The organism is Streptomyces sp. NPDC002619, assembly GCF_042889305.1.
Lineage (GTDB): Bacteria > Actinomycetota > Actinomycetes > Streptomycetales > Streptomycetaceae > Streptomyces.
Genome location: NZ_JBIAQV010000067.1, coordinates 1 through 25,607, shown reverse-complemented (window position 1 = coordinate 25,607; position 25,607 = coordinate 1). Strand labels below are relative to the sequence as shown.

At 68.5% G+C, this 25,607-nt stretch carries 21 protein-coding genes, 1 tRNA gene and 3 pseudogenes; 17 read left to right on the top strand and 8 right to left on the bottom strand.

The window, feature by feature from the left end:
- The 7 genes and pseudogenes from ACFYXB_RS41880 to ACFYXB_RS41850 all read left to right on the top strand — a co-directional run.
- A pseudogene (locus tag ACFYXB_RS41880) lies at positions 1-434 on the top strand (hypothetical protein); the annotation flags it as partial.
- A gap of 248 nt (positions 435-682) precedes the next feature.
- Positions 683-1,306 (top strand): DUF6230 family protein, encoded by a 624-nt coding sequence (locus ACFYXB_RS41875; protein ID WP_389590433.1) that lies wholly within the window; start codon positions 683-685, stop codon positions 1,304-1,306.
- Positions 1,307-1,394: 88 nt separating this feature from the next.
- Complete coding sequence (locus ACFYXB_RS41870) at positions 1,395-1,877, top strand: DUF6114 domain-containing protein (RefSeq protein ID WP_389590432.1); 483 nt, start codon at positions 1,395-1,397, stop codon at positions 1,875-1,877.
- Positions 1,867-2,031: a hypothetical protein gene (locus ACFYXB_RS41865; RefSeq protein WP_389590430.1), complete on the top strand. Its 165-nt coding sequence runs from the start codon at positions 1,867-1,869 to the stop codon at positions 2,029-2,031. The genes ACFYXB_RS41870 and ACFYXB_RS41865 overlap by 11 nt, the downstream gene beginning before the upstream one ends.
- Positions 2,032-2,319: 288 nt before the next feature.
- Complete coding sequence (locus ACFYXB_RS41860; protein ID WP_389590429.1) at positions 2,320-3,831, top strand: MFS transporter; 1,512 nt, start codon at positions 2,320-2,322, stop codon at positions 3,829-3,831.
- Between the two features lie 98 nt (positions 3,832-3,929).
- Positions 3,930-4,069: pseudogene (locus tag ACFYXB_RS41855) on the top strand (IS5/IS1182 family transposase); the annotation flags it as partial.
- Between the two features lie 251 nt (positions 4,070-4,320).
- Positions 4,321-4,686 (top strand): hypothetical protein, encoded by a 366-nt coding sequence (locus ACFYXB_RS41850; RefSeq protein WP_389590428.1) that lies wholly within the window; start codon positions 4,321-4,323, stop codon positions 4,684-4,686.
- Here ACFYXB_RS41850 and ACFYXB_RS41845 read toward each other — a convergent pair.
- Positions 4,635-5,525 carry a condensation domain-containing protein gene (locus ACFYXB_RS41845; RefSeq protein WP_389590426.1) on the bottom strand — a complete coding sequence of 297 codons (891 nt, stop codon included), beginning with the start codon at positions 5,523-5,525 and terminating at the stop codon, positions 4,635-4,637. The genes ACFYXB_RS41850 and ACFYXB_RS41845 overlap by 52 nt on opposite strands.
- A 322-nt stretch (positions 5,526-5,847) precedes the next feature.
- Here ACFYXB_RS41845 and ACFYXB_RS41840 point away from each other — a divergent pair, with 322 nt between their 5' ends.
- The 5 genes from ACFYXB_RS41840 to ligA all read left to right on the top strand — a co-directional run bounded on the left by ACFYXB_RS41840 (position 5,848) and on the right by ligA (position 10,741).
- Complete coding sequence (locus ACFYXB_RS41840; protein WP_389590424.1) at positions 5,848-6,627, top strand: D-Ala-D-Ala carboxypeptidase family metallohydrolase; 780 nt, start codon at positions 5,848-5,850, stop codon at positions 6,625-6,627.
- 55 nt (positions 6,628-6,682) lie between these two features.
- Positions 6,683-6,997: a hypothetical protein gene (locus ACFYXB_RS41835; RefSeq protein ID WP_351365619.1), complete on the top strand. Its 315-nt coding sequence runs from the start codon at positions 6,683-6,685 to the stop codon at positions 6,995-6,997.
- A 47-nt stretch (positions 6,998-7,044) separates the two neighbouring features.
- Entirely contained in the window at positions 7,045-7,335 is a 291-nt protein-coding gene (locus tag ACFYXB_RS41830; RefSeq protein ID WP_351365622.1) for a hypothetical protein, read from the top strand.
- Between the two features lie 53 nt (positions 7,336-7,388).
- Positions 7,389-8,063 carry a hypothetical protein gene (locus tag ACFYXB_RS41825; protein WP_389590421.1) on the top strand — a complete coding sequence of 225 codons (675 nt, stop codon included), beginning with the start codon at positions 7,389-7,391 and terminating at the stop codon, positions 8,061-8,063.
- Positions 8,064-8,650: 587 nt separating this feature from the next.
- Positions 8,651-10,741: an NAD-dependent DNA ligase LigA gene (gene ligA / locus ACFYXB_RS41820; protein ID WP_389590419.1), complete on the top strand. Its 2,091-nt coding sequence runs from the start codon at positions 8,651-8,653 to the stop codon at positions 10,739-10,741.
- A gap of 382 nt (positions 10,742-11,123) precedes the next feature.
- Here ligA and ACFYXB_RS41815 read toward each other — a convergent pair whose 3' ends face one another.
- Positions 11,124-11,822, bottom strand: coding sequence for a histidine phosphatase family protein (locus ACFYXB_RS41815; protein ID WP_389590417.1), 699 nt, complete (start codon positions 11,820-11,822; stop codon positions 11,124-11,126).
- A gap of 457 nt (positions 11,823-12,279) precedes the next feature.
- On the opposite strand from ACFYXB_RS41815, the gene ACFYXB_RS41810 reads away from it, so the two are divergent.
- Positions 12,280-12,351: transfer RNA gene (locus ACFYXB_RS41810), tRNA-Arg, on the top strand.
- A gap of 224 nt (positions 12,352-12,575) precedes the next feature.
- Here the strand turns inward: ACFYXB_RS41810 and ACFYXB_RS41805 are convergent.
- The 4 genes from ACFYXB_RS41805 to ACFYXB_RS41790 are packed head-to-tail and all read right to left on the bottom strand — an operon-like array spanning position 12,576 to position 16,175.
- Positions 12,576-13,961 carry a site-specific integrase gene (locus tag ACFYXB_RS41805; RefSeq protein WP_389590415.1) on the bottom strand — a complete coding sequence of 462 codons (1,386 nt, stop codon included), beginning with the start codon at positions 13,959-13,961 and terminating at the stop codon, positions 12,576-12,578.
- Positions 13,958-14,170 (bottom strand): helix-turn-helix transcriptional regulator, encoded by a 213-nt coding sequence (locus tag ACFYXB_RS41800; protein WP_389590413.1) that lies wholly within the window; start codon positions 14,168-14,170, stop codon positions 13,958-13,960. Before ACFYXB_RS41800 ends, ACFYXB_RS41805 begins: the two co-directional genes overlap by 4 nt.
- Positions 14,143-15,537 (bottom strand): replication initiator protein RepSA, encoded by a 1,395-nt coding sequence (gene repSA, locus ACFYXB_RS41795; protein WP_389590411.1) that lies wholly within the window; start codon positions 15,535-15,537, stop codon positions 14,143-14,145. The genes ACFYXB_RS41800 and repSA overlap by 28 nt, the downstream gene beginning before the upstream one ends.
- On the bottom strand, positions 15,534-16,175 hold the full coding sequence (locus tag ACFYXB_RS41790) for a DNA methylase (protein WP_389590410.1): 642 nt from the start codon (positions 16,173-16,175) through the stop codon (positions 15,534-15,536). Before ACFYXB_RS41790 ends, repSA begins: the two co-directional genes overlap by 4 nt.
- 35 nt (positions 16,176-16,210) lie before the next feature.
- On the opposite strand from ACFYXB_RS41790, the gene cutA reads away from it, so the two are divergent.
- The 3 genes from cutA to ACFYXB_RS41775 all read left to right on the top strand — a co-directional run bounded on the left by cutA (position 16,211) and on the right by ACFYXB_RS41775 (position 20,287).
- Positions 16,211-16,495 (top strand): divalent-cation tolerance protein CutA, encoded by a 285-nt coding sequence (gene cutA, locus ACFYXB_RS41785; RefSeq protein ID WP_389590409.1) that lies wholly within the window; start codon positions 16,211-16,213, stop codon positions 16,493-16,495.
- Between the two features lie 428 nt (positions 16,496-16,923).
- Entirely contained in the window at positions 16,924-18,165 is a 1,242-nt protein-coding gene (locus ACFYXB_RS41780; RefSeq protein ID WP_389590408.1) for a SpoIIE family protein phosphatase, read from the top strand.
- 784 nt (positions 18,166-18,949) lie between these two features.
- A complete protein-coding gene (locus tag ACFYXB_RS41775; RefSeq protein ID WP_389590406.1) occupies positions 18,950-20,287 on the top strand; it encodes a hypothetical protein in 1,338 nt (445 codons plus the stop codon).
- Between the two features lie 520 nt (positions 20,288-20,807).
- Here the strand turns inward: ACFYXB_RS41775 and ACFYXB_RS41770 are convergent.
- Positions 20,808-22,778 carry a SpoIIE family protein phosphatase gene (locus ACFYXB_RS41770; RefSeq protein ID WP_389590404.1) on the bottom strand — a complete coding sequence of 657 codons (1,971 nt, stop codon included), beginning with the start codon at positions 22,776-22,778 and terminating at the stop codon, positions 20,808-20,810.
- A gap of 1,133 nt (positions 22,779-23,911) precedes the next feature.
- Between ACFYXB_RS41770 and ACFYXB_RS41765 the strand changes: the two genes are divergently transcribed.
- Positions 23,912-24,738, top strand: a protein-coding gene (locus ACFYXB_RS41765) for an IS5 family transposase (protein ID WP_389590402.1) whose coding sequence is annotated in 2 segments (ribosomal slippage) — positions 23,912-24,272 and positions 24,272-24,738 — 828 coding nt in all. Because the reading frame shifts where the segments join, the coding sequence is not laid out codon by codon here.
- A 23-nt stretch (positions 24,739-24,761) separates the two neighbouring features.
- On the opposite strand, the pseudogene ACFYXB_RS41760 reads toward ACFYXB_RS41765, so the two are convergent.
- Positions 24,762-25,511 (bottom strand): annotated as a pseudogene (locus tag ACFYXB_RS41760) (transposase family protein); the annotation flags it as partial.
- Between the last annotated feature and the right edge of the window lie 96 nt (positions 25,512-25,607).

Genomic DNA, 25,607 nt, shown 5'->3' with positions numbered 1-25,607 from the left:
GATGCCTGGAAAGCGGGCCCGTCCGGTTCGGAGGGAGGCCGCGCGGAAAAGGACCAGCACACCTGGCACCTCGCCGCGCGGCCGACCCTACCCAGGCCGCGAAGGGGCAGGCCGGACTGGGCCATTACCAGGTCCGCCACTGGACCGCCTGGCACCGGCACATCACCCTGGCCATGCTCGTGCTGGCTTTCCTGGCCGCTCTCGCCGCTGAGGCCGCACCGACGAGATCGGCCAAGCCCAACCGCCCAGTCCGCAGCACCGATCCGATAGACCTGACCGTCCCGGAGATCCGCCACCTACTCGGGGCACTGTTGAACTCACCGAACACATCCCCAGACAGCCTGCTGCGCTGGTCAGACTGGCGGAGACGCCACCAGAGCATCGCCCGTCGCTGCCACTACCGAAGGCGGCTCCTCGCGCCCTCCTCGGGGTAGATCACGAAGTCGCACTGGAGTACTAGATGGGGCTTCGTCCGTCTGTCAGGCCAACATCCCTGTCTGCACCTCAGGTTGGAAAGGGCTGAGCGTCGCCCGAAAGGCCCAACAGAAGTTGCGTCACCCGTACGGCTGACCTGACGTGCAGTCGGTTGCCATGCGCGGAAGCCTAGGATCCGTCACCGGACCGGGACATCGTCCACCCTTCCTGGCACGGGCGGGCCCACCCGACGACCGAAGGAGACGGGATGCCGCGCCACGCAGGCAGAACCTGTTGGAAGCGCTTCGCGGTGTTCCTGATCCCCAGCGTCGCAGCGTGCGCAACCATCGGTATCGCCATGGCACAGGGAGTACTCGCCGCGTCGTTCTTCGTCTCCGGCCAGGAATTCCAAGTCGCCACGGGCACTCTGGCCGCCCGCGGAGTCAGCATCTACGGCATGGTCGACGTGACCAGGAAGCGGGAACTCGTGCCCGTCACGGTCACCGGGGCTCGGTATGCGACGATCAGAGAGCTGTGCCAGTCCGTTCTGGTTGACATCCCGGTGCTCGGCCCGTTTACGGCGAGGTTCACCGGCGGCCGTGAAGAGCCGGTCGAGGCTTCGAACCTGTTCATCGACGCGACAAATCAGACGGCCGACAAGGCGGTTTTCAGGAGTCTCGACATCGGCGTCGCGCAGGGCGAGATCACCAAGGGACCGATCAATCCCGGGGACAGGGACTCGAAATTCTTCGACGCCAACGGCGTGGGCCAGCAGGCCGTATCGGCCACCCTGACCAACGTCCACTGGACCGCGGTCGCGGTCTCTGCCGGCACCTTCAGCATTCCCGGTCTGCGCGCGCAGATCAGGCAAGGCCAACACGAATGCTTCTGACGCTCGTGCCGGCGAGCGTGCACCCACTCCTCACGTCCACCCCCCGCGCGCGATGCGCACACAACGCACCACGATCAGGACAAGACGCATGATCATCAACTTCTTCGGCAGACAACGCAAACTGCGCGTCCCAGCGGCTGACGCCCGGTGCAGATTCACCACCTGGCGTGGTGAACGCCCCTTCTGGGCCGGGCTGTTCACGTTCAAGGCCGGCCTGCCGATCCTGTACTGGCCGTACGCGAACCTGGACCTGGGCGGCCTTCCGCTGGCCCTGTCGACCACGTCCGGTGCCGGATCCCTGATCATCGGGATTCTGCTCATGACCCTGGGGCTCACCCTCTGGTATCGCCCCCACCTTCGCATGTTCGCCGGGATTGCCACCCTACTGCTCGCCCTGATCTCCCTTCCCGTCGCGAACTTCGGTGGCCTCTTCCTCGGACTGATCTCCGCCCTGATCGGCGGCTGCCTGGCTTGTGCCTGGATGCCCCCCACCGCCGCCGAGCCGTCCACGGCCTCGACGGACCGGGCGCCCGACACGGTCCCGACAGCACAGGACCGCAGTGGCAGCTGACACCTACACCATCCGGACCGCGGACTCCAGCGAGCCCGAGCCGGGCCGCAGGGGGCGGCTCACGGCAGGTGTGCAGGTCGGCCCGGACCCCTCCAACAGCCTCCCGCCCCGCGACAATCACGCAGAAGGGCACGGCGCGACCATCGCCCCCTGAACCAGGCGTGGGCGGAACTGAGTGGCCTGCGCCGTGACCCACTTGGCCACTGGGCCCGTGACCCCCCGCCGCCCGTACCGGTCCTGATCGAGTACGGCACGAGGCTCATCAGGTCGTGCGACGGCGCTCCACTGTCCGGTGCCGCAGAGCTCCGCCGCGCCGCCCCGGCCGGGATCGGGTCCAGGCGGAGCTTGCGCTGAAATGTTCCGGTTACAGGCCGCGGTGTGTGCCCGAGTCCCGGTGGGGAACTTGATTCGTCTGAGCGCTGCTGCGGTGAGAGGAGCCCGTGTGACATCGTCAGCGGCAGGCGGCCTGGGTGACGGTCCTCAGGAAACCGGATACGAGCCGGATCCGCACCGGTGGCGGGCCCTGTGGGTCACCCTGGTGGCCGGGTTCATGAGCCTGCTCGACGTGACGATCGTCGCTGTCGCTCTGCCGACAATCCAGCGCGACCTGCACGCCTCCCCCGCGCAGGTGCAGTGGGTGGTGTCCGGATACGCCCTCACCTTCGCCCTCGCCCTCGTGACCGCCGGGCACCTCGGCGACGCCCTGGACCGCCGCCGAATCTTCCTGCTGGCCCTCAGCGCCTTCGTCATCTGCAGCGCGGCCTGCGGAGCGGCCCCCGACATCACGCTACTGGTGGTGGCCCGCCTCGCCCAGGGCCTGGCAGCCGGCTTCATGGCCCCCCAGAACTCCGCGCTGATCCAGCAGATGTTCCGCGGCGCCGAACGCGGTCGCGCCTTCGGGTTCTTCGGTGCGACCGTCGGTATCTCCTCCGCCGCCGGCCCCATCACCGGCGGGGTCATCCTCGCCCTGGCCTCCGGCAGCCAGGGCTGGCGATGGATCTTCTACGTCAACGTCCCCATCGGTATCCTCGCCGTCCTGCTCGGCCGCCACCTGCTGCCCCGCGTCGGGCGGTCCGGCCGGGGACATGTGGACCTGCCCGGCGTCCTGCTCCTCGGCCTCGGCGTCTTCGCAGTCATGTACCCGCTGGTCCAGGCCGACTCCGGCGGGATCGGCCGTCTGTGGTGGCTGTTCGTCGTCGGCGCCGCGATCCTCGCCGGCTTCGCCCGGTGGCAGCTCCTTCTCGTCGGCCGGGACGCCCAGCCGCTGCTCGACCCCCGCCTGTTCACCACCTTGCGCGGCTACGCCATCGGCGCCGGCGTCGGCACGCTGTACTTCATCGGCTTCAGCGGCATCTGGCTGGTATTCGCCCTCTTCTATCAGCACGGCCGCGGCTTCTCCCCGCTCGAATCCGGCCTCGCCGTGACGCCCTTCGCCGTCGGCTCGGCAGGCGCAGCCGTGGTTGCCGGTCGACTGGTGGACCGGCTCGGCCGGCTGCTCACGGTATGCGGCGTCATGGGCGTGATCGTCGGCATCGGCGGCACCGCGCTGCTGATCCGCTACGTGCCTCTCGACATCGCTCCCTGGGCCGCCGCGCCGCTCCTGTTCCTGGGCGGCATCGGCGGGGGCTTCGTGGTCTCCCCCAACATCACCATGACTCTGCGGGACGTGCCGGTACGGATGGCGGGCGCGGCCGGCGGCGCCCTCCAGACCGGGCAGCGGCTTGGCGCCGCGGTGGGCACCGCCGCCCTGCCCGGCCTCTTCTATCTTGTGCTCGGCAGGAACAACGACTATCGAACCGCTCTCGTCACCGCGCTGGGCGCCGCCCTCGTGGGCATGGTGGCGTCCCTGGCCCTCGCAACGTTCGACTGGCAACGCGACCGGCGTATGCGCCGGCCGCACCGGAAGTGCCCGGACGAGATCGCCAACAGCCCGGTACACGCCCGGCAAACCTGACCAGCCCGGGGGCGGGGCGGGATGTCAACGGTCGGGTGCCGACGCCGAGCGGGCCGCGTCGGGCTGCGTCCGGGTGAAGAGCCAGCTACGGCGACCACGCACACGGGGCTGGCGCAAAGCACAAACTGACCACGTCCGACCGGGTCCTGGCCACCGTGCCCCATCACGCAAACTCGGCACACGAGATCTGCTGGCTCAGCTCTTCGGCGTCAACGGGAGCCCCCTCACCAGACTCGTTTCCACACCGTGAGGGCTCGTCGGCCGTCGGCGGCGGCCAGCATGGCGCGGCGCCCCGGGCACGAACCGAAGCTCGCTCCAGGGCCGGTCGGGGGTGTGACCGCGGCCTACTGCATTGGCATCACCGACGTCACCGGGTCGGGTGACTGCGCCGTCGGCTGCCGGGCCAGACATCCCGGATAAGCGTGATGATCACTCCACGATGACATGGCGACTCCCGGCCGTCACCACAGCTGGCAGGAGGACCAATCGGTGAACCTCACCCTGAAGCGCCTGCTCGGAGTTACCGCGGCGGTGGCCACGGGCGCCACGACCCTGCTCGGCACCGGCGTCGGCACCGCCGGCGCCGCCGACAGCGCGCACTGCGACCGCGCCGAACAGGCCATCTGGAGCGACGGGCCCAGCCGCAACGTGACGAGCCACCGGTGCAGCATCCCGAACACCAAGCGCCGCTGGTACACCGTAGAGATCGACACCCTCGTACAGACCCACTACAAGACGGAGCATCTGAATGGCGGAGTCGACCGGACCGAGACCCTGCACGACAGAACCATCAGGTGCCTGGGCTACACCTCCGAGAACAGCACGGTGAACTGGTTCGGCTGCCCACCCGCCTGACACACCCGCCGAGGGCTCCCGTGCCGACGCCCTTGCCCCTCGGCCTGACCGGGCCGTGTGGTCCCCGCCGGCCTCGTTGTTGAACCAGGGGCCATTCTGCGGGGCCTGATCCGGATGCTCGGCGACAACCCATCCCCAGAAGTCGCGGGCCGGCCCGAGGTCCTGCTCGCCCAGCCAGCGCAGTCCCCCAAGTCGGGCCGCCGCTCGCATCCGGGCAGCAGCCCGCCGACCAGATAGGCGCGGCAGCACTCCCGCATCAGCAGCCGTACGCTCCAACTGTCCAGCAGGGCACGGTGATAGGTGACCAGTACGTCCGTACACGGTTCCGGCCCGTCCAGCAGCGCCACCCGCAGCAGTCCGGGTCGCCGCAGGTCGAAGCCGCGGGCACGCTCGCGGGCACGCAGCAGCGCGCGCCGGGCGGCCGTACCGCAGCCGTGGCGGACCACCTCCGGGCCGCCGTGCTCGTGGACGACGGCGCGCGGGCGGGGATCCCAGACGAACGCGGTGCGCAGCACGCTCTCGCAGGCGCCGACGGCCTGCCAGGCCGCGTCGAAACGGGTCGCATCCAGGGGGCCGACCAGCGCCAGACGAGCTGTTCGACGTGGTGGTCGGGGCGGGCCAGGGCGCCGGCGAGCCGTTCGCGCTGCACCGGCAGGACCGCCCGGGTGCGCGGCAGCGCCCCGCAATCCCGCGCGGTAGCGCCGGTGCGCTGCCTTGGACCGGACCGGCCGTCCGCGACGGGGTCCGGTGCAGTAGGGTCGCGCGGTCGCGGCCCAGCCCAGGTCGCAGGGCGTTCCGCTCCTCCAGCCGCGCGGCGACCCGGGCAGTGGCGTGGGCACTCCGGCATGTCGCCGAAGGCGAGACAGCTGTCCTCCTCACCCTGAGGAGGCAACGCTCAAGGAGCTCAGCGCAAAGTCCCCCCGCTCCTCGGTCTGTTGGTCAAAGGCGAGTCCTTAACCATGAATTAACCGCTGGAACTCTACCCGCGTAGCCCCTCCACGCGTTGTCATGGACCCAACTACCGGCGGATCCTGGCCGCACGCTGCAGTGCGCTCGCTGGATCCGACGCCTGACAGGCACTTGTCGCCTGACCTGCCCGCATCTTGGGACGGTCAGCACGTTCTCACCGGCAGGACTTCCCGAATCGAGGAGAGAATGCTCATGAACACCGCAGCAGACGCCGGCCGAGGCCCGGACCGGCGCGCCCTCCTCCGCGGCGCGCTCGGCCTGACGGTCGCCCTCGGTACGGCGGCAGCCGTCAACCTGGGGTCGGCCTCACGCGCTTCGGCCTACGGATGGACCCGCACCCTTCAGCAGGGCTCCACCGGCTCCGATGTGAAGGAACTGCAGATCCGCATCGGCGGCTGGGCCGCATCCAGCGCTCAGCAGACCTACGTCGCGTGGGACGGCGACTTCGGCCCGGCCACCTACAACGCGGCCAGACGGTTCCAGTCCGCGTACGGTCTCACCGCGGACGGCGTCGTCGGCCCGCAGACCCAGAGCGTACTCAACAGCCTTGAGAGCGCTGACGGTTCCACCGCGCACTTCGAGTGGAGCGAGTTCTACTCCCACGACGGCTCCGGCTTCAGCGGCGGCAAGGTCGGCTCCGCCGAGGTCAAGGAGAACGTGCGCCGGCTGATGTACAAGCTCGAGGCCGTGCGCAAAAAGGCCGGCAACAGCGCGATCACCATCAACTCCGGTTTCCGCAGCACCTCCTACAACGCCTCGGTGGGCGGTGCCTCCAACAGCATGCACGTGTACGGCGACGCCGCGGACATCGTGGTCTCGGGACACACCACCCTTCAGGTCTACAAGATCGCCGAGACTTGCGGATTCTCGGGCCTCGAGGCCTACACCCACTCCTGGCAGCACGTGGACAGCCGCGTCCAGTACCCCTCCTACGGCTCCGGCTCCTGGTGGTGGGAAAGCGGCACCGTGTGATCGCGGTCCGTTCACGCGCCTCAACCCGTACCGTATCTCAAGGAGTTGACGATCCGTGAAGTCCCTCAACAAGGCCCTCACGGTGACGGCCGCCGTCGTCGCCACGGTCGCTCTGCAGCAGTCCGCCGCCAGGGCCGACGTCCCGCCGCAGCACGCGGTCATCGTGTGCCAGACCGCGAGCTTCTACGCCAACTACAACAGCGCCTCCGGCCCCACCGGCTACCTGCGCACCCTCACCTACGGCAACAAGGTGGGGCACACCCAGGGCGTGCACCCCGTCTACAACGGATGGGCTGCCACCTTCGACTACGGCCCCAACGACTGGGGTTACGTGCGCATCGAGTGCATCGGCGGCTACGACTCCTGGTGAGCTGCGACAGCCCCGTGTCCACCTGCAACGACAGCGAAAGGATTCCGATGTCCGTACTCCGTGCCGGCCGTGCGGCCGCCGTCGCCGCCGCGGTGAGCGCCGCGGTCCTGATCGGCGCCGGGCCGGCCCTCGCCTACTCGAACGGCACCGTCGGCGTCCGGGAGACCGTGTGCGCCAACGACCTGTACGTCCGTACCGACCCCGGCGGCGCCTGGATGGGCACCCTCTACAAGGGCCAGACCTTCCTGGTGGAGAAGAAGCAGAGCGGCTGGGCGTACGGCTTCGCATACGGCGACATCAACCGCCACGGCTGGGTCCAGGACGGCTGGTTCTGCTGAGGCCCCCGGCCGCAGCACCACGGTCGAACGTCCATCAGTCGAAAGGAGTACGCATGCTCCACCACCTCGGCATCGCGCGCACCCTGCGCCGCCTTGCCCCACTGGCCGTGGCCGCCGCACTCACCGCCGTCGCCTCTTCTCCCGCGTTGGCCGGAAACGTCTGGCAGATCCAGACCGCGAACTCCCCGAGCACCGGCGCACCGATCGCCGGCGGCGGCAGCTGGATCGTCAACAAGCCGAGCGGCTACTACCTCGGGCGCTCCCTGTCTGGCTGGGAATTCGACAACGAGCAGACCACCAGCGCCAACTGGCACTACGGCCGGGCCATCACCCGGCTCAACATGTGCGGCTGGGCGATGCCCGGTTCCATGGGCGTCTTCGTCCGCAGCGTGAGCGACTCCTGCTCCGACACGACCAAGAGCACGCTGTCGCACCGGCTCACCATCGGCCGGGACTTCAACGCCCCGGCGCACGCGACCGGCGACGGCACCGCCTCCCCCGCGAACACAGGCTGCACGCTCTACTACAACTACTTCCACGGCACCGACTTCACCTCCAACGGCGGAAACTGGGCGGATTCTGCGGGCGCGCCCTCCGGCACGGTCATGTACCGCTTCACCACCCGTGACGGCCAGGCCGCAGTGATCCGCGACCCCAACCTCGGCTGGGGATTCCTCCCGATCGCCTGCGTCACCCGTCCCTCGGCCCTGTACAACGACAACGACTGACACGACGACCGACAACAGCTCGGCCGCTCCGGTCCGCATCGCAACCGGAAGGCGGCCGGGCCTGTCCTCCTACGGACGGGCCCAGCCGACGAGGCGGCCACTGTCGTACGGCCGGGTTCACACAGACGCAGAGACGAGGAAGCAGCGGCGTTCAGCCGTCCCGCAGAAGGGGCCGACGCCGGGCCGCCGCCCTCGCCGTCTGAGGCGAGAGCGAGGTCGCACGGTGGGCTGGCTTCCGGCATGACGGCGGTGCCCGACGAGACGGCCATGGCGGCGGTCCTGCAGCAGTGGATCGACCAGTGCTCCGCCCTGCGGCGACGGGCTGGGGCGGGCACCCGACGGTGCTGTCCGGCCAGGACAGCCTCGAGGTCCTGCGCCAGGCCGTCCTCCCGGCGGCGACCCGTGCGCGGTGCGGCAGTAGCGGCCGGTGGTGGTCGTGGGCGTCGGCCGGCCTGGCGTGGGGAAGACCCCGATCGCCGACCTGGTATCCAGTTCTCGGCGCATGGGCGGCCGACAGCTCCCCCTCGTGGCCCCCCCGCATGCTTGGCCCCGGGGCGTTGTCAGTGGTGGCGTGCAGGATGGCAGGCATGACAACACCTGCAGCAGTGATCGTGGATGCCGTCGCCTACGCGCAGGCGGTCGAGGACGCGGTGAAGGCGTCGGCCGCCTACTACGCGGGCGGCACGTCGGTGCTGGACGACGACGCGTACGACCGGCTGGTGCGCGGCATCGCAGCGTGGGAGGCCGATCATCCCGACCAGGTGCTGCCCGACTCGCCGACCGGGAAGGTCGCCGGCGGCGCCGTGGAGGGCGATGTGCCGCACACGGTGGCGATGCTGAGCCTGGACAACGTCTTCTCCCCCGAGGAGTTCACCGCTTGGACCGCCTCGCTGGCCCGCAGGATCGGCCACGACGTCGAGCGGTTCAGTGTCGAGCCGAAGCTGGACGGGCTGGCGATCGCCGCCCGCTACACCCGTGGCCGCCTGAGACAGCTGATCACGCGTGGTGACGGGACGACCGGGGAGGACGTCTCGCACGCGATCGGCACCATCGAGGGCCTGCCTCAGACGCTGTCCGAGCCGGTGACCATCGAGGTGCGCGGCGAAGTCCTGATGACCACTGCCCAGTTCGAACACGCCAACGAGGTCCGTATCGCGCACGGTGGGCAGCCGTTCGCGAACCCGCGTGGTGCCGCGGCGGGCACGCTGCGCGCCAAGGAGCGCGCCTACACGGTGCCGATGACGTTCTTCGGGTACGGCCTGCTGCCTGTGGCCGGCACCGAGACGGCGCTCGCCGCACGGCTGGGCGGGCTCGCGCACAGCGACCTGATGGCGCAGGCTGCCACGTTCGGGGTGAACACCACCACCGCAACTGCCGTGCCCGGTATCACCACCGCCACGGTCGAGCAGGTGCTGGCGCGGGTGCAGGAGATCGCCGTCCTGCGGCCCGAGTTGCCGTTCGGGATCGACGGGATCGTCATCAAGGCCGACCTGGCCGCCGATCAGCAGGCCGCAGGGTCCGGGTCGCGCGCCCCGCGCTGGGCGATCGCCTACAAGCTGGCCGCCGTCGAGAAGATCACCCGGCTGCTGGAGGTGGAGTGGAACGTCGGCCGCACCGGCATCATCGCCCCCAGGGCCGTCCTCGAGCCGGTCGAGATCGACGGCTCCACCATCACCTACGCCACCCTCCACAACCCCGCCGACATCACCCGCCGCGACCTGCGCCTGGGCGACCACGTCATGGTCCATCGAGCCGGCGATGTCATCCCCCGCATCGAAGCCCCCGTCGCCCACCTGCGCACCGGCGACGAACAGCCCATCGCCTTTCCCGAGACATGCCCGCGCTGCGGGGCCGGCATCGACACCGGCGAGCAGCGTTGGCGCTGCGAGAACGGCCGCAACTGCCACCTGGTCGCCGCCCTGTCGTACGCCGCCGGCCGCGACCAGCTCGACATCGAAGGCCTCGGCCAAACCCGCGTCGTCCAGCTCGTCGACGCCGGCCTCGCGGCCGACCTCGCCGACCTGTTCGCCCTCACCCGCGACCAGCTCCTGGGCCTGGAACGGATGGGCGAGACCAGCACCGACAACCTGCTCACCGCGATCAACACGGCCAAGGACCAGCCGCTTTCGCGGGTGCTGTGCGCGCTCGGGGTCCGCGGCACCGGACGTTCCATGTCCCGCCGCATCGCCCGCCACTTCGCCACCATGGACAACATCCGCGCCGCCGACGCCGAAGCGATGCAGCAGGTCGAGGGCATCGGCACCGAAAAGGCCCCCTCGATCGTCGCCGAACTCGCCGACCTCGCCCCGCTCATCGACAAACTCGCCGCCGCCGGGGTGAACATGACCGAACCCGGCGCCACCCCGCCCGCGCCCACGACCGGCGACGCCGCCGTCGTCGATGCGGAAGCCGCGGATGCCGTGAGCGGGCCGCTGGCCGGGATGACGGTCGTGGTCACCGGCTCGATGACCGGCCCCCTCGAGAAGCTCAGCCGCAACCAGATGAACGAACTCATCGAACGCGCCGGCGGCCGCTCCTCCTCCAGCGTCTCCAAGAAGACCACCCTGGTCGTCGCCGGAGAGGGTTCCGGATCCAAGCGCGCCAAGGCCGAAACCCTCGGCATCCGGTTGGCCACACCAGACGAATTCGCCACCCTGGTTGCCGACTTCGTCGACTGAGCCCTGCCTGTGCCGCAGCTCACCACGGCAGGAGGCGACGGGCCAGGAACACCCCGGGACGGTTGACCGTTCACCTATATACGTGGCTGCGGAGGGGACAGTGTCCCCGGGCCTCACCAACAGCCCATGGGGACGATCGTCCGGCTGAAGCCCCATGGAGCCTTCCGCCGAGAGGCGACCGCCCTCCGCACGTCACCACTCACGGCCCCGGCTGGTCTCCCCCGTCCAGCCGGGGCTTTCCCATCACGCCACAGCCCCACGCGGCGAATCCGAGGCAACGCCAGTCGTCGATAGCCACCTCAACGAGCAACCCGGGTACGCCAGCGCCTGGGCTGGATTCCGAAGAAAAATACCGCAGTTGACGGAATGCGCTGGTCAGGGCCTACCCGCAACTGGCGAAGATCGTTTCCCGGAAGGAACTTGATCGTTTCTCACCGCCCAGGTGAGGCGACGCGGACTGATCGCTCTCGGGGCGTACCAACGTCTCCGATCGCAAGAGGGCCCGTCGCTGGGCCTCCTGGGGAGTGACGTAGCCGAGCCGGACGTCCCAGTAGCAACCCCGCCAGGTGAGGGAGATCGCGGACAGGGGTGGCACCGTGAGATGCCAGAAGGCTCTTGCCGGCACGCCCAGAGCATGAATGAGCGCGGCCCGCACAATGGCCGCTTCGGTGATGGCCACTGCGTGGCCCGTGTCGGGCTCCACGCTGCTCAGCCAGTCCGCCGTTCGGCGGCAGAGCCGACGTACGGACTCACCTTCGTGTGGTGCGGCATCCGGATCGGTGAGCCAGGCGTTGAACCCGTCGGGCTCGGTCGCGGCGACGTCGTCGACGGTGCGACCGCGCCATTTACCGAGGTCGAGATCGCGCAGCGCAGGCTCGGACGCTGCCTTCAGGCCGAGGGCGTCGGCGGTCTGCGAGCAACGGATCGAGGGCGCCCGGACGGTCGGCCCATGGGGAGGGAGCGCTGCTCTCGCGGCGCGTGCCATACGCAGGCTGCGCTCACTCAGGGGAGCGTCACCGAGGAGTGGATCCAGGGTGGCGTCACCGCTGGGCGCACACATAAACGTCAGGCGGATCGTCATAAGACCGACCTCCTTCTTGGCCCGGCATGACTCCGAATGGTGTGGGCCCAGCGACGACTACTTGATCAGTTGAGCTGGTGCGGTGGCGGCGTGCAGGATGTCCTGGCAGCGGGTGAAACGGCCGACGCCGCGTCGTGGCTCATGTGCTCCAGGGTCAGTGAAAGTCTCCCCCTGCAACATCCGCCAGGTGTCCGAAACGACCCCGCCGACCGGCCGGCGCAGCCCCGCCACCCGGCCGCCCTCGGTATCGGTCACCCATTACGGCGTCGCTCGACGTGGTACGAATGAGGTAGGCCTTCTCCCCCCAGCACAACGGTGCGTCGGCGGGCCTTTTGATGTATGGGCCTCGCCAGGTCACCCGGCGTTCCTGACGGAGCCGTCAGCGCTGCTTGCGGAGTGCGCAGCCCGGATGCGGTCCGGGACGGACCGGCGGCCGTGACGCCTTGGGCGATCAGACGCCAGACGGCGCACCTGTAACGGCCCACGGCCCACGGAGCCGTGTGCGCAGGTTCGAATCCTGCCCGGGGCACCCTGTATGAGGTGCCCAAAGACCCCGTCACCAGCGGAAACGCTGAGGCCGGGGTCTTCGCGTATGTGCAGGCGTGTGCCACCGTGAGCAGCCTCATGACGGCACTCGCGGCGTATTTACGGGATGGATCTTGGGACGTTTCCGCAGGTGAGACCCAGGAAAGGCGAAGGCCCCCGGGTAGTCCCAGGGGCCTGAAGAGTACCGTCGGCGACCACCGACGCGCCTCACTCGTACTCGTGAAGGAAGCCCTCGATCCGGCTGTTCCCGATCTCGCGCCGTCCGTCCATGCACTTGGCGTACCGAGCGAGCAGCACCTCAACACTGTTGCCGGCCCGCCAGGCAGCCTCGACGGGATCGAGCCCGGCGTTCAGCCAACCCGTCAGCGCCGAGTGACGAGCGTCGTACGGCCGTCTCGCCAGTGGCGAATTCACCTGTTCTGGCGGGAGCGCCAGCTCACGAGCCTCGTGCCACACGCGGTCGTACGTGGAGGAGCCCACCACTCCCCCGCGCTCGTTGAAGGTCACCCGGCCATCGTCCGCCGTGCCGAATGTGTCGATGCTCCACTTGTAGATCGTGACGAGCTGCGGCGGGATCGGGACGGGACGCACCTCTTCTTCGGGCCGGTTCTTCAGCCCACGGTCGTCGTGTGTTTCGCCGTTGTCCGTCCATCGCTTGCCCGCTGAAGGACGAGTCCGGTGCAGGTTCGCGAGACCCCACCCCTCATCCGGCAACCGCAGATCCAGAACCGAGACCGCAGCGGATTCGGCCGGACGGAACGCGCCGAAGTAGATGCCACCGAAGAAGGCGACCAATCGACGGCCACGAGCCCGACGGTAACTTCCAACGTACGTACAGGAATCCAGGATCGAGTTCATTTGTCGAGGATTGGCGACAACTCGGGGATCTACCTCCTTGACCACCTTCGGTTTCTGCCACTTGACGGAAGACATCGGATTTTCACTGAATTCCCCCATATCCATGGCGTATTGGAGAGCGTTGACGAAGGTGTTCTTCTTCCGCCGTACGGTCTCAGCGGCAGCCGCAGTGCCGTCAAGCTTGAGTTTCAGCGCGTCGAGAACGGAGCGAACGAGAACCGGATCCTTGAGGCTGGCCACCGGCATGGACGCTTTGGCCACCCAGTGCAGCGCGTTCCCGATGTGCGTGGGAACCTCTCGCTCCAGCGGCCCTGGCAGGACGAAGGCCCAGTGGCGCAGGGCTTCACGAAGCAACGCCGCTGGCGGACGGTCGGCGCGCTCGTCCAGCATCATCATGGTCACGGCTGTCAACGCCTCATTGATGCCGTCCCGATGCTTCGGGGCAGCATGCGGCCACTTCATGCCAAGGTACTTCAATGCGAAGGCGTACCAGGTCAGTGCCGGGGGCGCTTCGACCTTTTCAACCATCGAGTCCGGCAAGCCGGATTCGGTGTCGAATTCCTCGCCGCCGCGAGCAGCGCGTACGAGCTGCGATCGGAAGGCGTCAGCCAGAGCTTTCGTCCTGCGCGTCCGCGAAAAGGGCTGACCGCTCACTTTCCAACGGACTTCGTACGAAGGTTTCGTAGCACTCTTGTTCTGCCGAATCGACCAGACGCGAACATCCGTAGACTTCACGCGGCAACCCCTTCTCGCTGTCGCAGCCACGCGGTGAAGTCACTCCGCCATACTCTCAGTTCGCCGTTCGGCAACTTGAAGGCCTGCGGAGCATCCTGCAATTCGCGCCACCGATAGAAGGTCCGACGTGAAATACCCTTGAGCTCAGTGCAGATCTCCGCGACGGTCACCAGTTCGTCTTTCACGCCAGTTCTCCCCCCGAGTCGCATTGGTCTTGTAGGGCTTCGCGTGCGGTTTCGCGGTTGAGTTGGATGTCGCGGCGGATGTTGGCAGCGAGCCAGGATTCGCCGGGGGTGTAGCCGTGGCCGGCGTAGGCCCAGTGGGCGAGGGTGAGCGTGGTTGCCTCCGGGTGGTCGTCGGGGTCGGGCAGGCCGAGGGCGGCACGTTGCTGGGCGGCGCGGTAGTCAGCGCGGACCTGGCGCAGGGCGCCGAGGGTGGTGGAGTAGCGGCGGGACTTGGTGGAGAAGTGGCCGCGGAAGCCGAGCATGTGGGCCCAGTCCCGTAACTTCCGGTCCGGGTACAGCGCGTGGAGGTCGAGGCACGCCTCGATCAGGCGGCGCGGATGGTCCGGCACGCCGAGCAGGGTGAGGGCTTCCTTGTTGCCGATCCGGCGATCCACGGTGCCGGTCGTCTCGGCGGCTTTGGTCGCGTACTTGGCCACGTAGGAGGCCACTGCCTGTTCGGTGATCTCTTCCCCATTGCCGAAAGCGCCGATGGGCTGGACGTCGAGCTGCGTCCCCCACCGCAGCCTGCGGGCCGGCTGGTCGCCAGCGGGGGGCACGTCGACCGCGGCGCGGGCGGCGGCGGCGTGGATGGCGTCGGTGAGCAGGTCGAGGGTGGCCCAGGCCGGGGGCGGGGTGTCCGGCCCCTCAGGTCCGTCGAAGCGGATCACGGCGTGGAAGTGGACGGCCCCGCGCTTTTGGTACTCGGCGACCTTCCCGAAGGAAACGCGCGACTGTTCCCAAGCGGCCTTCTGGGTGAGCCCGGCACGTCGCGCGATCTCACGACGCAGGTAGATCGTGAAGTAGCGCCACAGGTCGGATGCGTGGTTGTTCCACAACACGGCGCCCGCGTAGTCGTACGCCTCCGGGTCGAGCGGGGTGCCGAGTTCGGGTGCGTCCTCGGAGTGGTGGATACCGCAGGTGCAGGGCCGGTTGGCGGGGCGGTTGTGGACGGGGCCGAAGGAGGGGGCGGTGAGGGTGGCGAAGACCCGGGGGTGATCGCGCACGGTGTGCGGGGTGCCCTTGTCTGGGTCTCCGGTCAGGCCGGCGCGGATGAGGTGGTAGGTGTCGCCGGCGTAGGTCCAGGCGCAGGCCGGGCAGCGGGAGGCCCGGCGGTTGCCGCACGCGACGCGGAGCATGCCGCCCGGTTCGTGCTCGGTCGTGTAGTGGTGCAGGACGGTGCCGGTCGCGGGGTCGATCGTCTTGGTCGCACCCACCAGCCGGATGGGGTCGGCACAGCCGCCAGTACGGCGGATCTGTTCTTGCCAGCGGTCGAAGTCGCCGGAGCCGGCCACCCTGAGCACGTCGGCCAGGGTGGCCGTGTCCAGGCCCGCCGCGGTGGCGGTGTCGGTCACGCGAATACCTCCTGCCGGCTGGTCAGGAAGGCGCGGCCGATCCACCGGGTGTAGGCGGGCGGGATCGCTTCGGTCAGTTCCTCGTGGACGTCGGTCCAGGTGATGCCCATGGCGTGCTGCATCTCGGGCACGGTGGCCTTGCCGCCGCCCTTGCCGTAGGCGGCGACATAGGGGCCGTCACGGCGGACGCCGTGGCGGTGGCCGCGCACGTAGCCCCGGTGTCGAGGGTGGGCCGGGCGGGCGGTGGCCCAGCGGCCGAGTTCGAAGTTGCGGTGGCGCAGGACGCCGAGGCCGAACATCTCGCCGCACAGGGTGAGGTCTTTGCGGATCTCCGCGCGGCCGTTGGGTTGTTCGATCACGTAGGGCAGGCCGGACCGGTCCAGCAGGTCGCGGGTGGGTGCCACGAGGTCTTCGTGGGTGCCGCCCCAGCCTTGGGAGGCGTTGGTGCCCACGGTCAGCCCGCACTTGCCCTGGCAGGGCGGGGAGGCGTGGGCGAGGGTGTACCGCTCGATCTCCCCGGTGGCGATCAGGCGGGCGAGGTATTCGAGCGCGTCACCGCGGTGGTAGGGGAAGGGGTAGCGGGGGCGGTCGGCGATGTCGCAGCCGTCCACGGCGAAGCCGGCCCGGTGGTAGCCCATGGCGGCCCCGCCGGCGCAGGATCACTGCCCCCGACGTGGAGTGGCTGGCTGCGTTCGCGAAGTCTCTGGTCGAAGACCGGCTCTGTGCGGGCAGCCACATCATTCCGGCGATTCGGTCTGTCTACCGGTGGCGCGACGAGGTGCACGACATCGGCGAGGCGCACGTCACGCTGCACACGCGGGCGGAGCTTGTCCCGCAGATCATCGCCCGTACCGAGCGGGAACACCCGTACGAAGTGCCTTGCGTGGTTTCCACACTGATCGATGACGCGGCCCCGGCATACCGTGCCTGGATCGTCGAACAGACGACCATGAAGTGATGCTGTTACAGGTTTCTCTACCTCATCAAGCACCCGTCGTCGCTTCGCTCCTCCGGGCGGGCGCGGGCGGCCGGCGGCGCCCGCGCTCATGTCTCCGCCCCGCTCGGCACCGCCGGCCGCCCGCTCCCGCCCAGGAGGCAGGCACACGGAGCATGAGGTCAGAACACGTCGTGGCTGGGGCGGTCGGCTCCACGACTTTAGCCAGCCACTTTGGCGCGAGCCTCGAAGATCATGGCCCCAACGTCGTGCTTTACCGGGCAGGTCCACAGACTGCCCGACGCGCCGGAAGCTTACGGGGCCATGATCACTCGCGCCAAAGCAGCTCCCGGCCAAAGTCGCTCCGCCGACCTCGAGTGCGATTAGCGGGCGCGGGGGCGCTGGACGCTTCGTACATTGGAAACGTAGGCACTCCCCGAGGGAGTGGCAGGATGACGGCACCGAAGATCGATTACGCGGCGCTGTTCGCCGCTATTCCGAGCCCGTGCCTGGTGCTGGGCACGGACCTGGTGATCGTCGATGCCAACCCGTCCTACCTTCGCATGACGATGCGAACGAAGCAGGAGCTGGTCGGGCAGCACATCTTCGACGCCTTCCCGGACAACCCTGCCGACCCCGATGCCGATGGGATGCAGAATCTGAGCACGTCACTGCACCGAGTCTTATCCGCCGGGCACGAGGACACCATGGCGTTGCAGAGGTACGACATCCCTATCACCGGCCACACAGGCATGTTCGAAGAGCGGTGGTGGTCCCCGGTCAACACCCCCGTTCTCGGGCCGAACGGGGAGGTGATGTGGATCATCCACCGGGTGCAGGACATGACGGCGTACGTTCACGCTCGCCAGGCCGCCCACCGCCCGCCAGGCACTGGCGAGTGGGAAGAAGACATGGAGGCAGAGCTGTACGTACGGGCGCGGGAGCTGCAGCGGCTGAACGAGGAACTGCGACAAGCCCATGCCCGTGAGCGGCGGACCGCCGTCGCCTTGCAGGAGGCCATGCTCCAGTCACCGGACCTCGCCCGGCACCAGGACGTCGCCGTGCGCTATCTGCCAGCGACACGATCACTGAACGTGTGCGGCGACTGGTACGACGTGGTCGACCTGGGCGGGGACCGCTTCACTGTCGCGGTCGGGGACGTGGTCGGCCACGGGCTGATGGCTGCGACCGTTATGGGCATGCTGCGCAGCGCGTTGAGCGCCACGACCCGGGCCGTCCACGGGCCGGCGCAGGCGCTGGAGGTGCTGGGGCTCTATGCCCGCTCGGTCGAGGGGGCGCTCGCCGCCACTGCCGTCCAGGTGCTCATCGACACCCACGGTCTTCTGGCGATCTACAGCAGTGCCGGGCATCTGCCGCCCGTCCTGCTGCACGCCGACGGCACCTGCGATCTGCTGGACCAGGCCACCGACCCGCCCCTGGCCGCCCGGCCCGAGCACATCCCCCGCCCGCAGGCCGTTATGGCCTACGTCCACGGCGACACGCTCGTCCTGTATACCGACGGTTTGATCGAGCGCCGTGACGAAGACATTGATACTGGCCTGGCCCGTTTGACCGCCGTGCTCGCCGCGTGCAGCGGGCTCAGTGCAGAGCACCTCGCCGACGCTGTGCTGACCCGCCTCGGCCTCACCGGCGGTGGGCGCGACGACATTGCCTTGATCGTCGTCCGTTTGTGACCGGGGCTATGAGGCTGGCGCGAATCGCTGGCCACTAAGCACCCTGGGGGAGGTTCTGGTGGGCGTGCCCGTTCCGTGCCCGGTCCGGCGGGCTCTTCCGGAGACTCACGGGGAACAGCGGCGACAGTCGCGCTCCGGACCAGGTCAGGGACTTGGCAGGTCAGCCACGATCCGCATACGGCGTCTTCCAAACTGGTGCACCAGGATCCGAGCGCGGCGGCGCTTGACTGGGTCATTGAAACTCCAGCCCAAAGCCGTTCCGCCAACCTCATGATCGAGCTCTGGCAGAGCTGCTAGCCCTGGATAAAGCTCTCCCAGCTCTGCGAGGACCACGAAAGCGACGGTAGGGGAGGCACAGGCGGGACCGGCGGTTCGGCAGGGACAGGCTGAACCGGCCCTCCCACGGCACCAGACACCCAGCTCGCCGCCGTTGCAAGCGTCCCTGGCACCTGGGCGATCAGTCCCGGATCACTCGTATGTCCGTCCAGGCGCGACGGCGGGCACTGATCCGCTGATGCTGGGACCTGACAGAGCTGCGGTGTGCTTCCCGCCGAGGGACTGGACCGCCCAGCCGGACATCGGGCCCTCCTTTTCGGCGGAGTTCGTTTACGGGGACGTTGGGTGGGTGGACAGCGGCGCCGCACTCCCGGTCCAGCACTGGGGCACCCCCCAGGGTGAGGAGACTGTTCTCTTGGTGACACGACACCTGCGGCCCGGCCGCATACTCCCCAGGCGCATACCGATACGGACGCGGACGGCATTGCTGGCGGGCGGAGCGGCGCTGATGGCCACCACGCTGGTGACGGCGCTCCCTGCCGCAGGTCCCACACCGCCCGACCCGAACCGCTACCCCTTCGGCCGGCCCACCGGCACCGGCGATTTCCGGGTCCCTCCGCCACCCGAGGCGCCCACCCTGGTGCCCACCATCGGCACCAAGACCACCCAGCGGCTCTACGGCTCCGACCCCTTCCAGGAGGCGGTGTCCGTCACGCAGCACATCTGGCCGGCCGCGCTCCCGGAAAACGCCCCGGGGGAGAACGACAACGTCCCCGACCGGCCCTGGGCCGTCACCCTGATCACCACCGACGATCCGCTGACGGGCATCACCGCCGTCCCTCTCATCCACTTCCCCGACGACGCGCCCATCCTCTACGTCACCAAGACCGGCATCCCCCAGGTCACTCTGAACGAGCTCAAGCGCCTGGGCGACACGGGCATCAGCCGCCACCACAACATCGACGCCTTCCTGGTGGGCGCGGCGGCCAACCCGGCTGTCCAGGCGCAGCTCAAGGCCATCGGCATGACCTTCCAGAGCATCACCGCGCCCACCATCCCCGCGCTCGCCGACGCCGTCGACCGTGTCTACGGCAGCATCCAGAACCCGGACACCGGCGTACCGCAGATGGGTAACAGCGGCAGCCAAGGGGGCGCAATCATGGACGTGATGATCGCGTCCATGGACTCCTGGGAGTACGCCCTGCCCGCCACCCACTGGTCCTCCCACATGCCCACCGCAATCCTGTGGGTCACCCGGGACGGCATCCCGCCGGAGACCGTCACCGCGCTCAAGCGGCGCATGGGCCGGGCCAAGATCTACCTGTGGGGCGGACCGGACCAGATATCCTCCGCCGTCGCCAAGAAGCTCAATGCCTACGGTTCCGTGCAACGCATCACCAACGACGACCCCGTCGACTTCAACGCGACCCCGAAGAACACACCGGAGACCACCGCCATCGCGTTCGCCAAGATGTGGGACCCCGCGGGCATGGTGGGCTGGAACATCACCGGGCCGGGCCACGGCTTCACCCTCGTCAGGCGGGACGACTGGCAGGGCGCGGTCGCCTCGGCGCCCCTGTCCCACCTCGGCTTCCACTCCCCGCTGCTGCTCACCGACAGTGCCGACAAACTCCCCGAGGCCGTCGAGGCCTACTACAAGCAGGTGGCGCCCACATACCTGACCACCCCGGCCGAAGGCCCCTACAACATGACGTACGTCATCGGCGACTGGAAGCGGATCTCCTGGCCGCTGCAGGCACACGTCGACTACATCTCCGAGATGAGCAACCGACGCGTCTGGAACCAGTCCACCGGAGGACGCTACAGCGACTCCGGACAACCCTGATCAACGGTCCACGCCTGGCTACCACAGCCCAAGCCTGCCGCGGCGCATGCCGATAGCCCTGCGCCACGCAACCGCGGCAAGCAACCGGATCATGCCCCGGCTCAATCCGTCTCCGAGTGCCTGATCAGCAGTCGTGATCGTCCGGACGGACCTGCTCGAGACGGGACACGCCCCCACGCACGCCCGACCCGCGAGGAACGCGCCACCATGGACATTGGAATCGGGCTACCAGCCCTGCACCCCGACCCGGACCTGTCGATCATGGACTGGGCAAGACGCGCCTTCGCCCTTGTCAAGACCACGTGCGACGGCTGACACCAGCGACTGACACCAACAAGCACGAACAACAGCGGTCGGCCCCGGACCTCAGTGGACGATCGAGCAAGGCGCAGGGGCCGTTGGTCGACATTGGCAGACCCCCGTGATCGACCTGATAGGGATGAGGCTGGATCTCAAAGCCTGTGCTGGCGTGGGGGCGTCGTCATCGACCGATTGATGGCGCCCCGCCGGCTTGATGCAGTCACGTGCGTCGGATGACCAGCACGGCCACGTCGTCGAGGTGGTCTACCGCGACCGCGGCGTCGAGGATGCGGTCGGCGGTCTCCTCGGCGTTCAGTCCGTCGTGGAGGGCTGCGCCGGCCAGTGTTCCGGCCCGTTCCAGTCCGGCTTCCAACGGGAGGCCCGGTCCTTCGACCACGCCGTCGGTGACCATGACCAGCGCGCTGTCCTTGTCCAGGGTGAAGGTCTCCTCGCGGTAGTCGGTGTCGGGCACGACTCCCAGGACCGGTCCGCCCGGCAGCTCGCGGATGCTGTGGCTGCCGTCCCTGCACGCGTACAGCACCGGCACATGGCCGGCGCTGGCGCCGGTGACCCGTCCGTCGCGCGGGTCGACATGCAGCATGGTGCAGCTGGCGAAGCGTGCCGCGCCCATCGTGACGAGCAGCTCGTTGGTGCGCGTCAGCACGGTTGCGGGATCCGGTTCGTGGGCGGCGATCCCGCGCATGAACGAGCGCACCTGTCCCATGGATGCGGCGGCGTCCACGTCGTGCCCCTGGGCGTCGCCGATCTCCAGGGCGACCGTGCCGTCGGGCATGACGAAGGCGTCGTACCAGTCTCCGCCGATGTCCAGCCCGTCGCGGCTCGGTCGGTAGCGGGCGGCGACCTCCAGGCCCGCGAGGTGCTCGGGCAGCGTGGGGAGCATGGTCTGCTGCAGCGCCGTGGCCAGCTCGACTCGTGCCTGCTGCGACCTGATGCGCCTCAGTGCCTGGCCTGCCAGGTCGGCCAGCGTACCCATGAGGGTCCGCTCGTCCAAGGACGGCCGGTGTCCGCTGCCGTAGGTCACCAGCCATCCCCCGAGCGGTTGATTGCCAGGCTCGATGAGGGGCATGACCGAGACGGCGTAGTCGGAGCCGAGTCGGCCGAGCCGCGGAAATTCAGCCCCGTGCGGCCAACGGCGGATGTACTCTTCCCGGTCGAGGATGAAGTGCGGCTTGCCGGTGCGGATCGCCTCGGGCAGCGGGCACGGAGCGTCCAACGACATGCCGTGCAGGGCGCCGACCTCGCGCATGCCTATCCCGGCGTCGGTGGAGACGTGCAGGCGGCCTTCGTCGACGAGTGCGAGCAGGGCACCGCTGGCGCCGAAGGTCACGGCGAGCCGGGTCAGGACGACCTGCTGCAGTTCCTGCTCCGTGGCTGCACTGATCAAGGCGGAGGAGAAGTCGGCGGTGTCTTTGGCGCGCTGTCGCTCGGCAGCCAGCGCGGCCTGCGCCTCCTTCCTGCGCTTCTCCTGCTTGGTGTCGTCGCGGACCACCCCGAAGATCCGCTCGGGGCCGCCATACCCCAACTGGATCCGACGGGTCTGCACGGTCAGTTGGTGCCAGCCGTCGTGCGGGGTGAGGTACCGCAACCTGATCCAGGGGGACTGGGCGGTGGGCGGGCGCAGGAGCTGCCGCAGGGCCGCCTGGTCGTCAGGGTGCACTGCCGAGATCACTTTAGAAAGGTAAGTATTGGGATCCGGGAAGGTCGCGGCTAGGGCGGGTGCGCCACCGAGCCACTCCAATCGGTTGCCATGGGCTGAATACATCCACAGGCCGACGACGTCGGCGGCCTCGGTGGCCATCCGGAACGGGATCAGCAGGCTCGTCAGGTCGTTCCGCGCATCCAGTGCGTGCACCCAGACCAGCTGCTCGTCACCGGCGGGATCCTTCACCGGGCGCGCCTCGATCAAGCAGGCCACGGGTGCTCCGCCTCGCCCGGGGAACTCCAGCACCCGCATCGGGACCGTCTTCGTCCTGGCGGCGTGGGCCACGAGATTCTCGGCCGACATCCGCTGGCTTGCGGGCAACAGATCACCGAAGTCATGTCCCAGGCACTGCTCTGCCGGCCTGCCCAGCACTGTGGCCATCGCAGCATTGAGGCTGCGGATGGCACCGTTCAGCGCCAGCAGAGCCGACGGGTCAGGCCTTCGAAGGAGTTCGTCCGAGGCATCCATCTGTGGCTCCCTGGCACATACCAAAACAGCCTCTTCAGCCATAGTCGCGCATTTTGCCCTCGCATGGGCGCAGAGAGACCCATACGGGCCCGCTCACAGCGTCCCAACGCTTTCCCGCCTCCACGGCCGCCCGGCCGTCCGTGTTCATGCGCCCCTGTAGCTCCGCCACGGCGCGGCTCACGAGGCAGTCCCAGCCATAGGGGAGCCAGGCACGAGTGCGCCGGAGAGAGTCGCGCAGGGCCGCATGGCAGGCGTCTATGTCCGGCAGCGTGGCGAACGCCTGCCCCGTCCAATTGCTCCCCCATACCATGCCTACGGCCATGCTTCCCGGGTTCCACACCCGACCCTGCCGACACACACCAGGCTGGTCAAAGGCCATATGTGCCGCTAGCGGAGGCGCTAACGTTAGCGGTCCCTGCCGCTAGCGCTAGAGGCTCTTCGAGGCCTTGGGCCGGGCCGTCTGTGGGCCGTCCGAGGGTGGCCAACGACGACAGATGACGACAGTCGACGACAGCCCTCCCCCTGCTCAGAGACGGTACTTCGGGCACCGGCGCAGGTGCTCATCCATGAAGGTAAGTTGAGGAACATCAGAAGCTCCCCGTGCCACATCCGTGCCAGATTCAGCGGGGAGCCACGGCGAACGGCAGTGGCCAGCGGATGACTCACCCCTGGTCTCGCCCACATGGACAGTCCGCAGGTCAGAGCGGTACTCGCCTCACCTCGCCCCTAAAGCGGTGGTCGGCGGCAGCCCCGCGGCGTATCTGTGGGATGGCCGGGCAGCCCACAGCGGGCGAAGCCCTCTCAGCTGGGCAAACCTGGTGAACCGCGTCGGCCCACGGAGCCGTGTGCGCAGGTTCGAATCCTGCCGGGGGCACCCCTTATGAGGTGCCCAAAGACCCCGTCACCAGCGGAAACGCTGAGGCCGGGGTCTTCGCGTATGTGCAGGCGGATGCGGCTCGACGCAGCCCCATGACAGTGATCACGTAATGGCGACGTAATGATCTTGATGCGCTTCCTTGCAGGCCAGCGGCACCACGCGGGCACGGGAGGCCACCCCGACTCGCTAAGAAATCCTAACAGAATGCCGCAACTTACCTTGGAATGTATGTGTCTGATGGGGTGTTAGCCTGCACATGAGAAAGGGTGAGCAGCTGCCGTGGATCGTGTCCGATGAGCTGTGGGCGCGGATCGAGCCGTTGTTGCCGGTCGTGCCGCGTCGCACGGATCACCCGGGGCGCAAGCGTCTGGACGACCGGAAGGCGCTGTCGGGCATCCTGTTCGTGCTCTACACCGGCATTCCGTGGGAGTTCCTGCCCCAGGAACTGGGCTTCGGCTCCGGCATGACCTGCTGGCGGCGCCTGCGCGACTGGAACGACGCGGGTGTGTGGCAGCGTCTGCATGAATCGCTGCTGGCCGAGCTGCACGCCGCCGGCGCTCTGGACTGGTCCCGGGCGGTGATCGACGGCTCCCACGTGCGGGCCATGAAAGGCGGCCCAAAACCGGACCGAGCCCGGTCGACCGTGCCCGAACAGGCTCCAAGCACCATCTGATCACCGAAGCGCACGGCATCCCGCTGGCAGTATCGCTGACCGGCGGCAACCGCAACGACGTCACCCAACTCATCCCGCTGATCGAGGCCATTCCGCCAGTACGCGGCCGACGCGGACGGCCTCGCCGACGGCCGAAGGCGCTCTACGCCGACCGGGGCTACGACCACGACAAGTACCGCAAGCAGGTCCGGGCCGTCGGGATCACCCCCGTCATCGCCCGCCGCGGCACCGAACACGGCTCAGGGCTGGGCGTCCACCGGTGGGTCGTCGAGCAGAGCTTTGCACTCCTGCACTGGTTCCGCCGGTTACGCATCCGCTGGGAAATACGCGACGACATCCACGAAGCCTTCCTCAGCCTGGCCTGCAGCATCATCTGCTGGCGGCGACTAAGGAACCTCCCACTTTGTTAGGAGTTCTAAGGGCGTGCAGATCTTTAACTCGTCTTTTTGACCTTGGTCTGGGTGGAGTCGGGAGCGAGGAACGTCGCGACGTCGGCTGGTGTGCGGAGGCGGGCGGTAGAAGTGTTGATGTGGTGGCCGTGTGCTTCCAGGAGTGGCTGGACCTCCTGTTTCGCGCGGCTGATGGTCATCGCGGTGACGCCGAAGAGTTGGCCGAGGAGGTCCATGGTGGCGAGTTTGCGCAGGTGGAGCACGGTGGCCAGGACCCGGTCGGCTGGGGTGAGCTTGGCTTTGGCGCCTGTGCCGGGGGCTACCAGGCGCTCGTGGCCGCGACGTGTGCGGAGCACTTGCTCGCGTTGAACCTCCAGTGTTGGAGTCAGCGCGTCGATGAGCTCGCTGAGCTGCTGGCGGGTCATCCCGGTCAGTTCAGGGTCCTGCAGCGAATGCCGTGTGAGGCGAGGCGGTCTGTTCGCCGGTGCCTGGTCTGGCGTGCTGTTGATCGCCGTCGCGTCCAGCGGATGCTGGGGGTGGAGGGTGTAGTTCCAGTCCCCGTGGAAGCGGTGCCGGGTGATCGGCAGGGCGGCGATCTCGTCGTCGCTGACCTGGATGCCCGTGGGGTAGGGATTGGTGTCGAGTTCGGCGTGCACGGTCAGGCCGGTCTTGGTGGTGGTCGCGGCGATGCTCTGGACGATGACTTCGTGGCTGGTCAGGGGCCTGCCGCGCCAGTTCATGGTGATGTGGGAGAACAGCCGGTGCTCGATCCGGTTCCACTTCGAAGTGCCGGGACAATGCCGTTGCTTGAGTCAGTGAAGTACTGCCGGGTGCAAGGTGATGACCTTCGCCGTGGTCTTGCGGGTGGGCTGACGGACCTGGCCTTTTGC

Excerpts from the sequence above, each read along its gene's own strand:
- ACFYXB_RS41875 (WP_389590433.1), top strand. The coding sequence starts at position 683 with ATGCCGCGCCACGCAGGCAGAACCTGTTGGAAGCGCTTCGCGGTGTTC.
- ACFYXB_RS41870 (WP_389590432.1), top strand. The coding sequence starts at position 1,395 with ATGATCATCAACTTCTTCGGCAGACAACGCAAACTGCGCGTCCCAGCG.
- ACFYXB_RS41840 (WP_389590424.1), top strand. The coding sequence starts at position 5,848 with ATGAACACCGCAGCAGACGCCGGCCGAGGCCCGGACCGGCGCGCCCTC.
- ACFYXB_RS41830 (WP_351365622.1), top strand. The coding sequence starts at position 7,045 with ATGTCCGTACTCCGTGCCGGCCGTGCGGCCGCCGTCGCCGCCGCGGTG.
- ACFYXB_RS41825 (WP_389590421.1), top strand. The coding sequence starts at position 7,389 with ATGCTCCACCACCTCGGCATCGCGCGCACCCTGCGCCGCCTTGCCCCA.
- ligA (WP_389590419.1), top strand. The coding sequence starts at position 8,651 with ATGACAACACCTGCAGCAGTGATCGTGGATGCCGTCGCCTACGCGCAG.
- ACFYXB_RS41815 (WP_389590417.1), bottom strand. The coding sequence starts at position 11,822 with ATGACGATCCGCCTGACGTTTATGTGTGCGCCCAGCGGTGACGCCACC.
- ACFYXB_RS41800 (WP_389590413.1), bottom strand. The coding sequence starts at position 14,170 with ATGCGACTCGGGGGGAGAACTGGCGTGAAAGACGAACTGGTGACCGTC.
- ACFYXB_RS41790 (WP_389590410.1), bottom strand. The coding sequence starts at position 16,175 with ATGGGCTACCACCGGGCCGGCTTCGCCGTGGACGGCTGCGACATCGCC.
- ACFYXB_RS41780 (WP_389590408.1), top strand. The coding sequence starts at position 16,924 with ATGACGGCACCGAAGATCGATTACGCGGCGCTGTTCGCCGCTATTCCG.
- ACFYXB_RS41775 (WP_389590406.1), top strand. The coding sequence starts at position 18,950 with ATGGCCACCACGCTGGTGACGGCGCTCCCTGCCGCAGGTCCCACACCG.
- ACFYXB_RS41770 (WP_389590404.1), bottom strand. The coding sequence starts at position 22,778 with ATGGATGCCTCGGACGAACTCCTTCGAAGGCCTGACCCGTCGGCTCTG.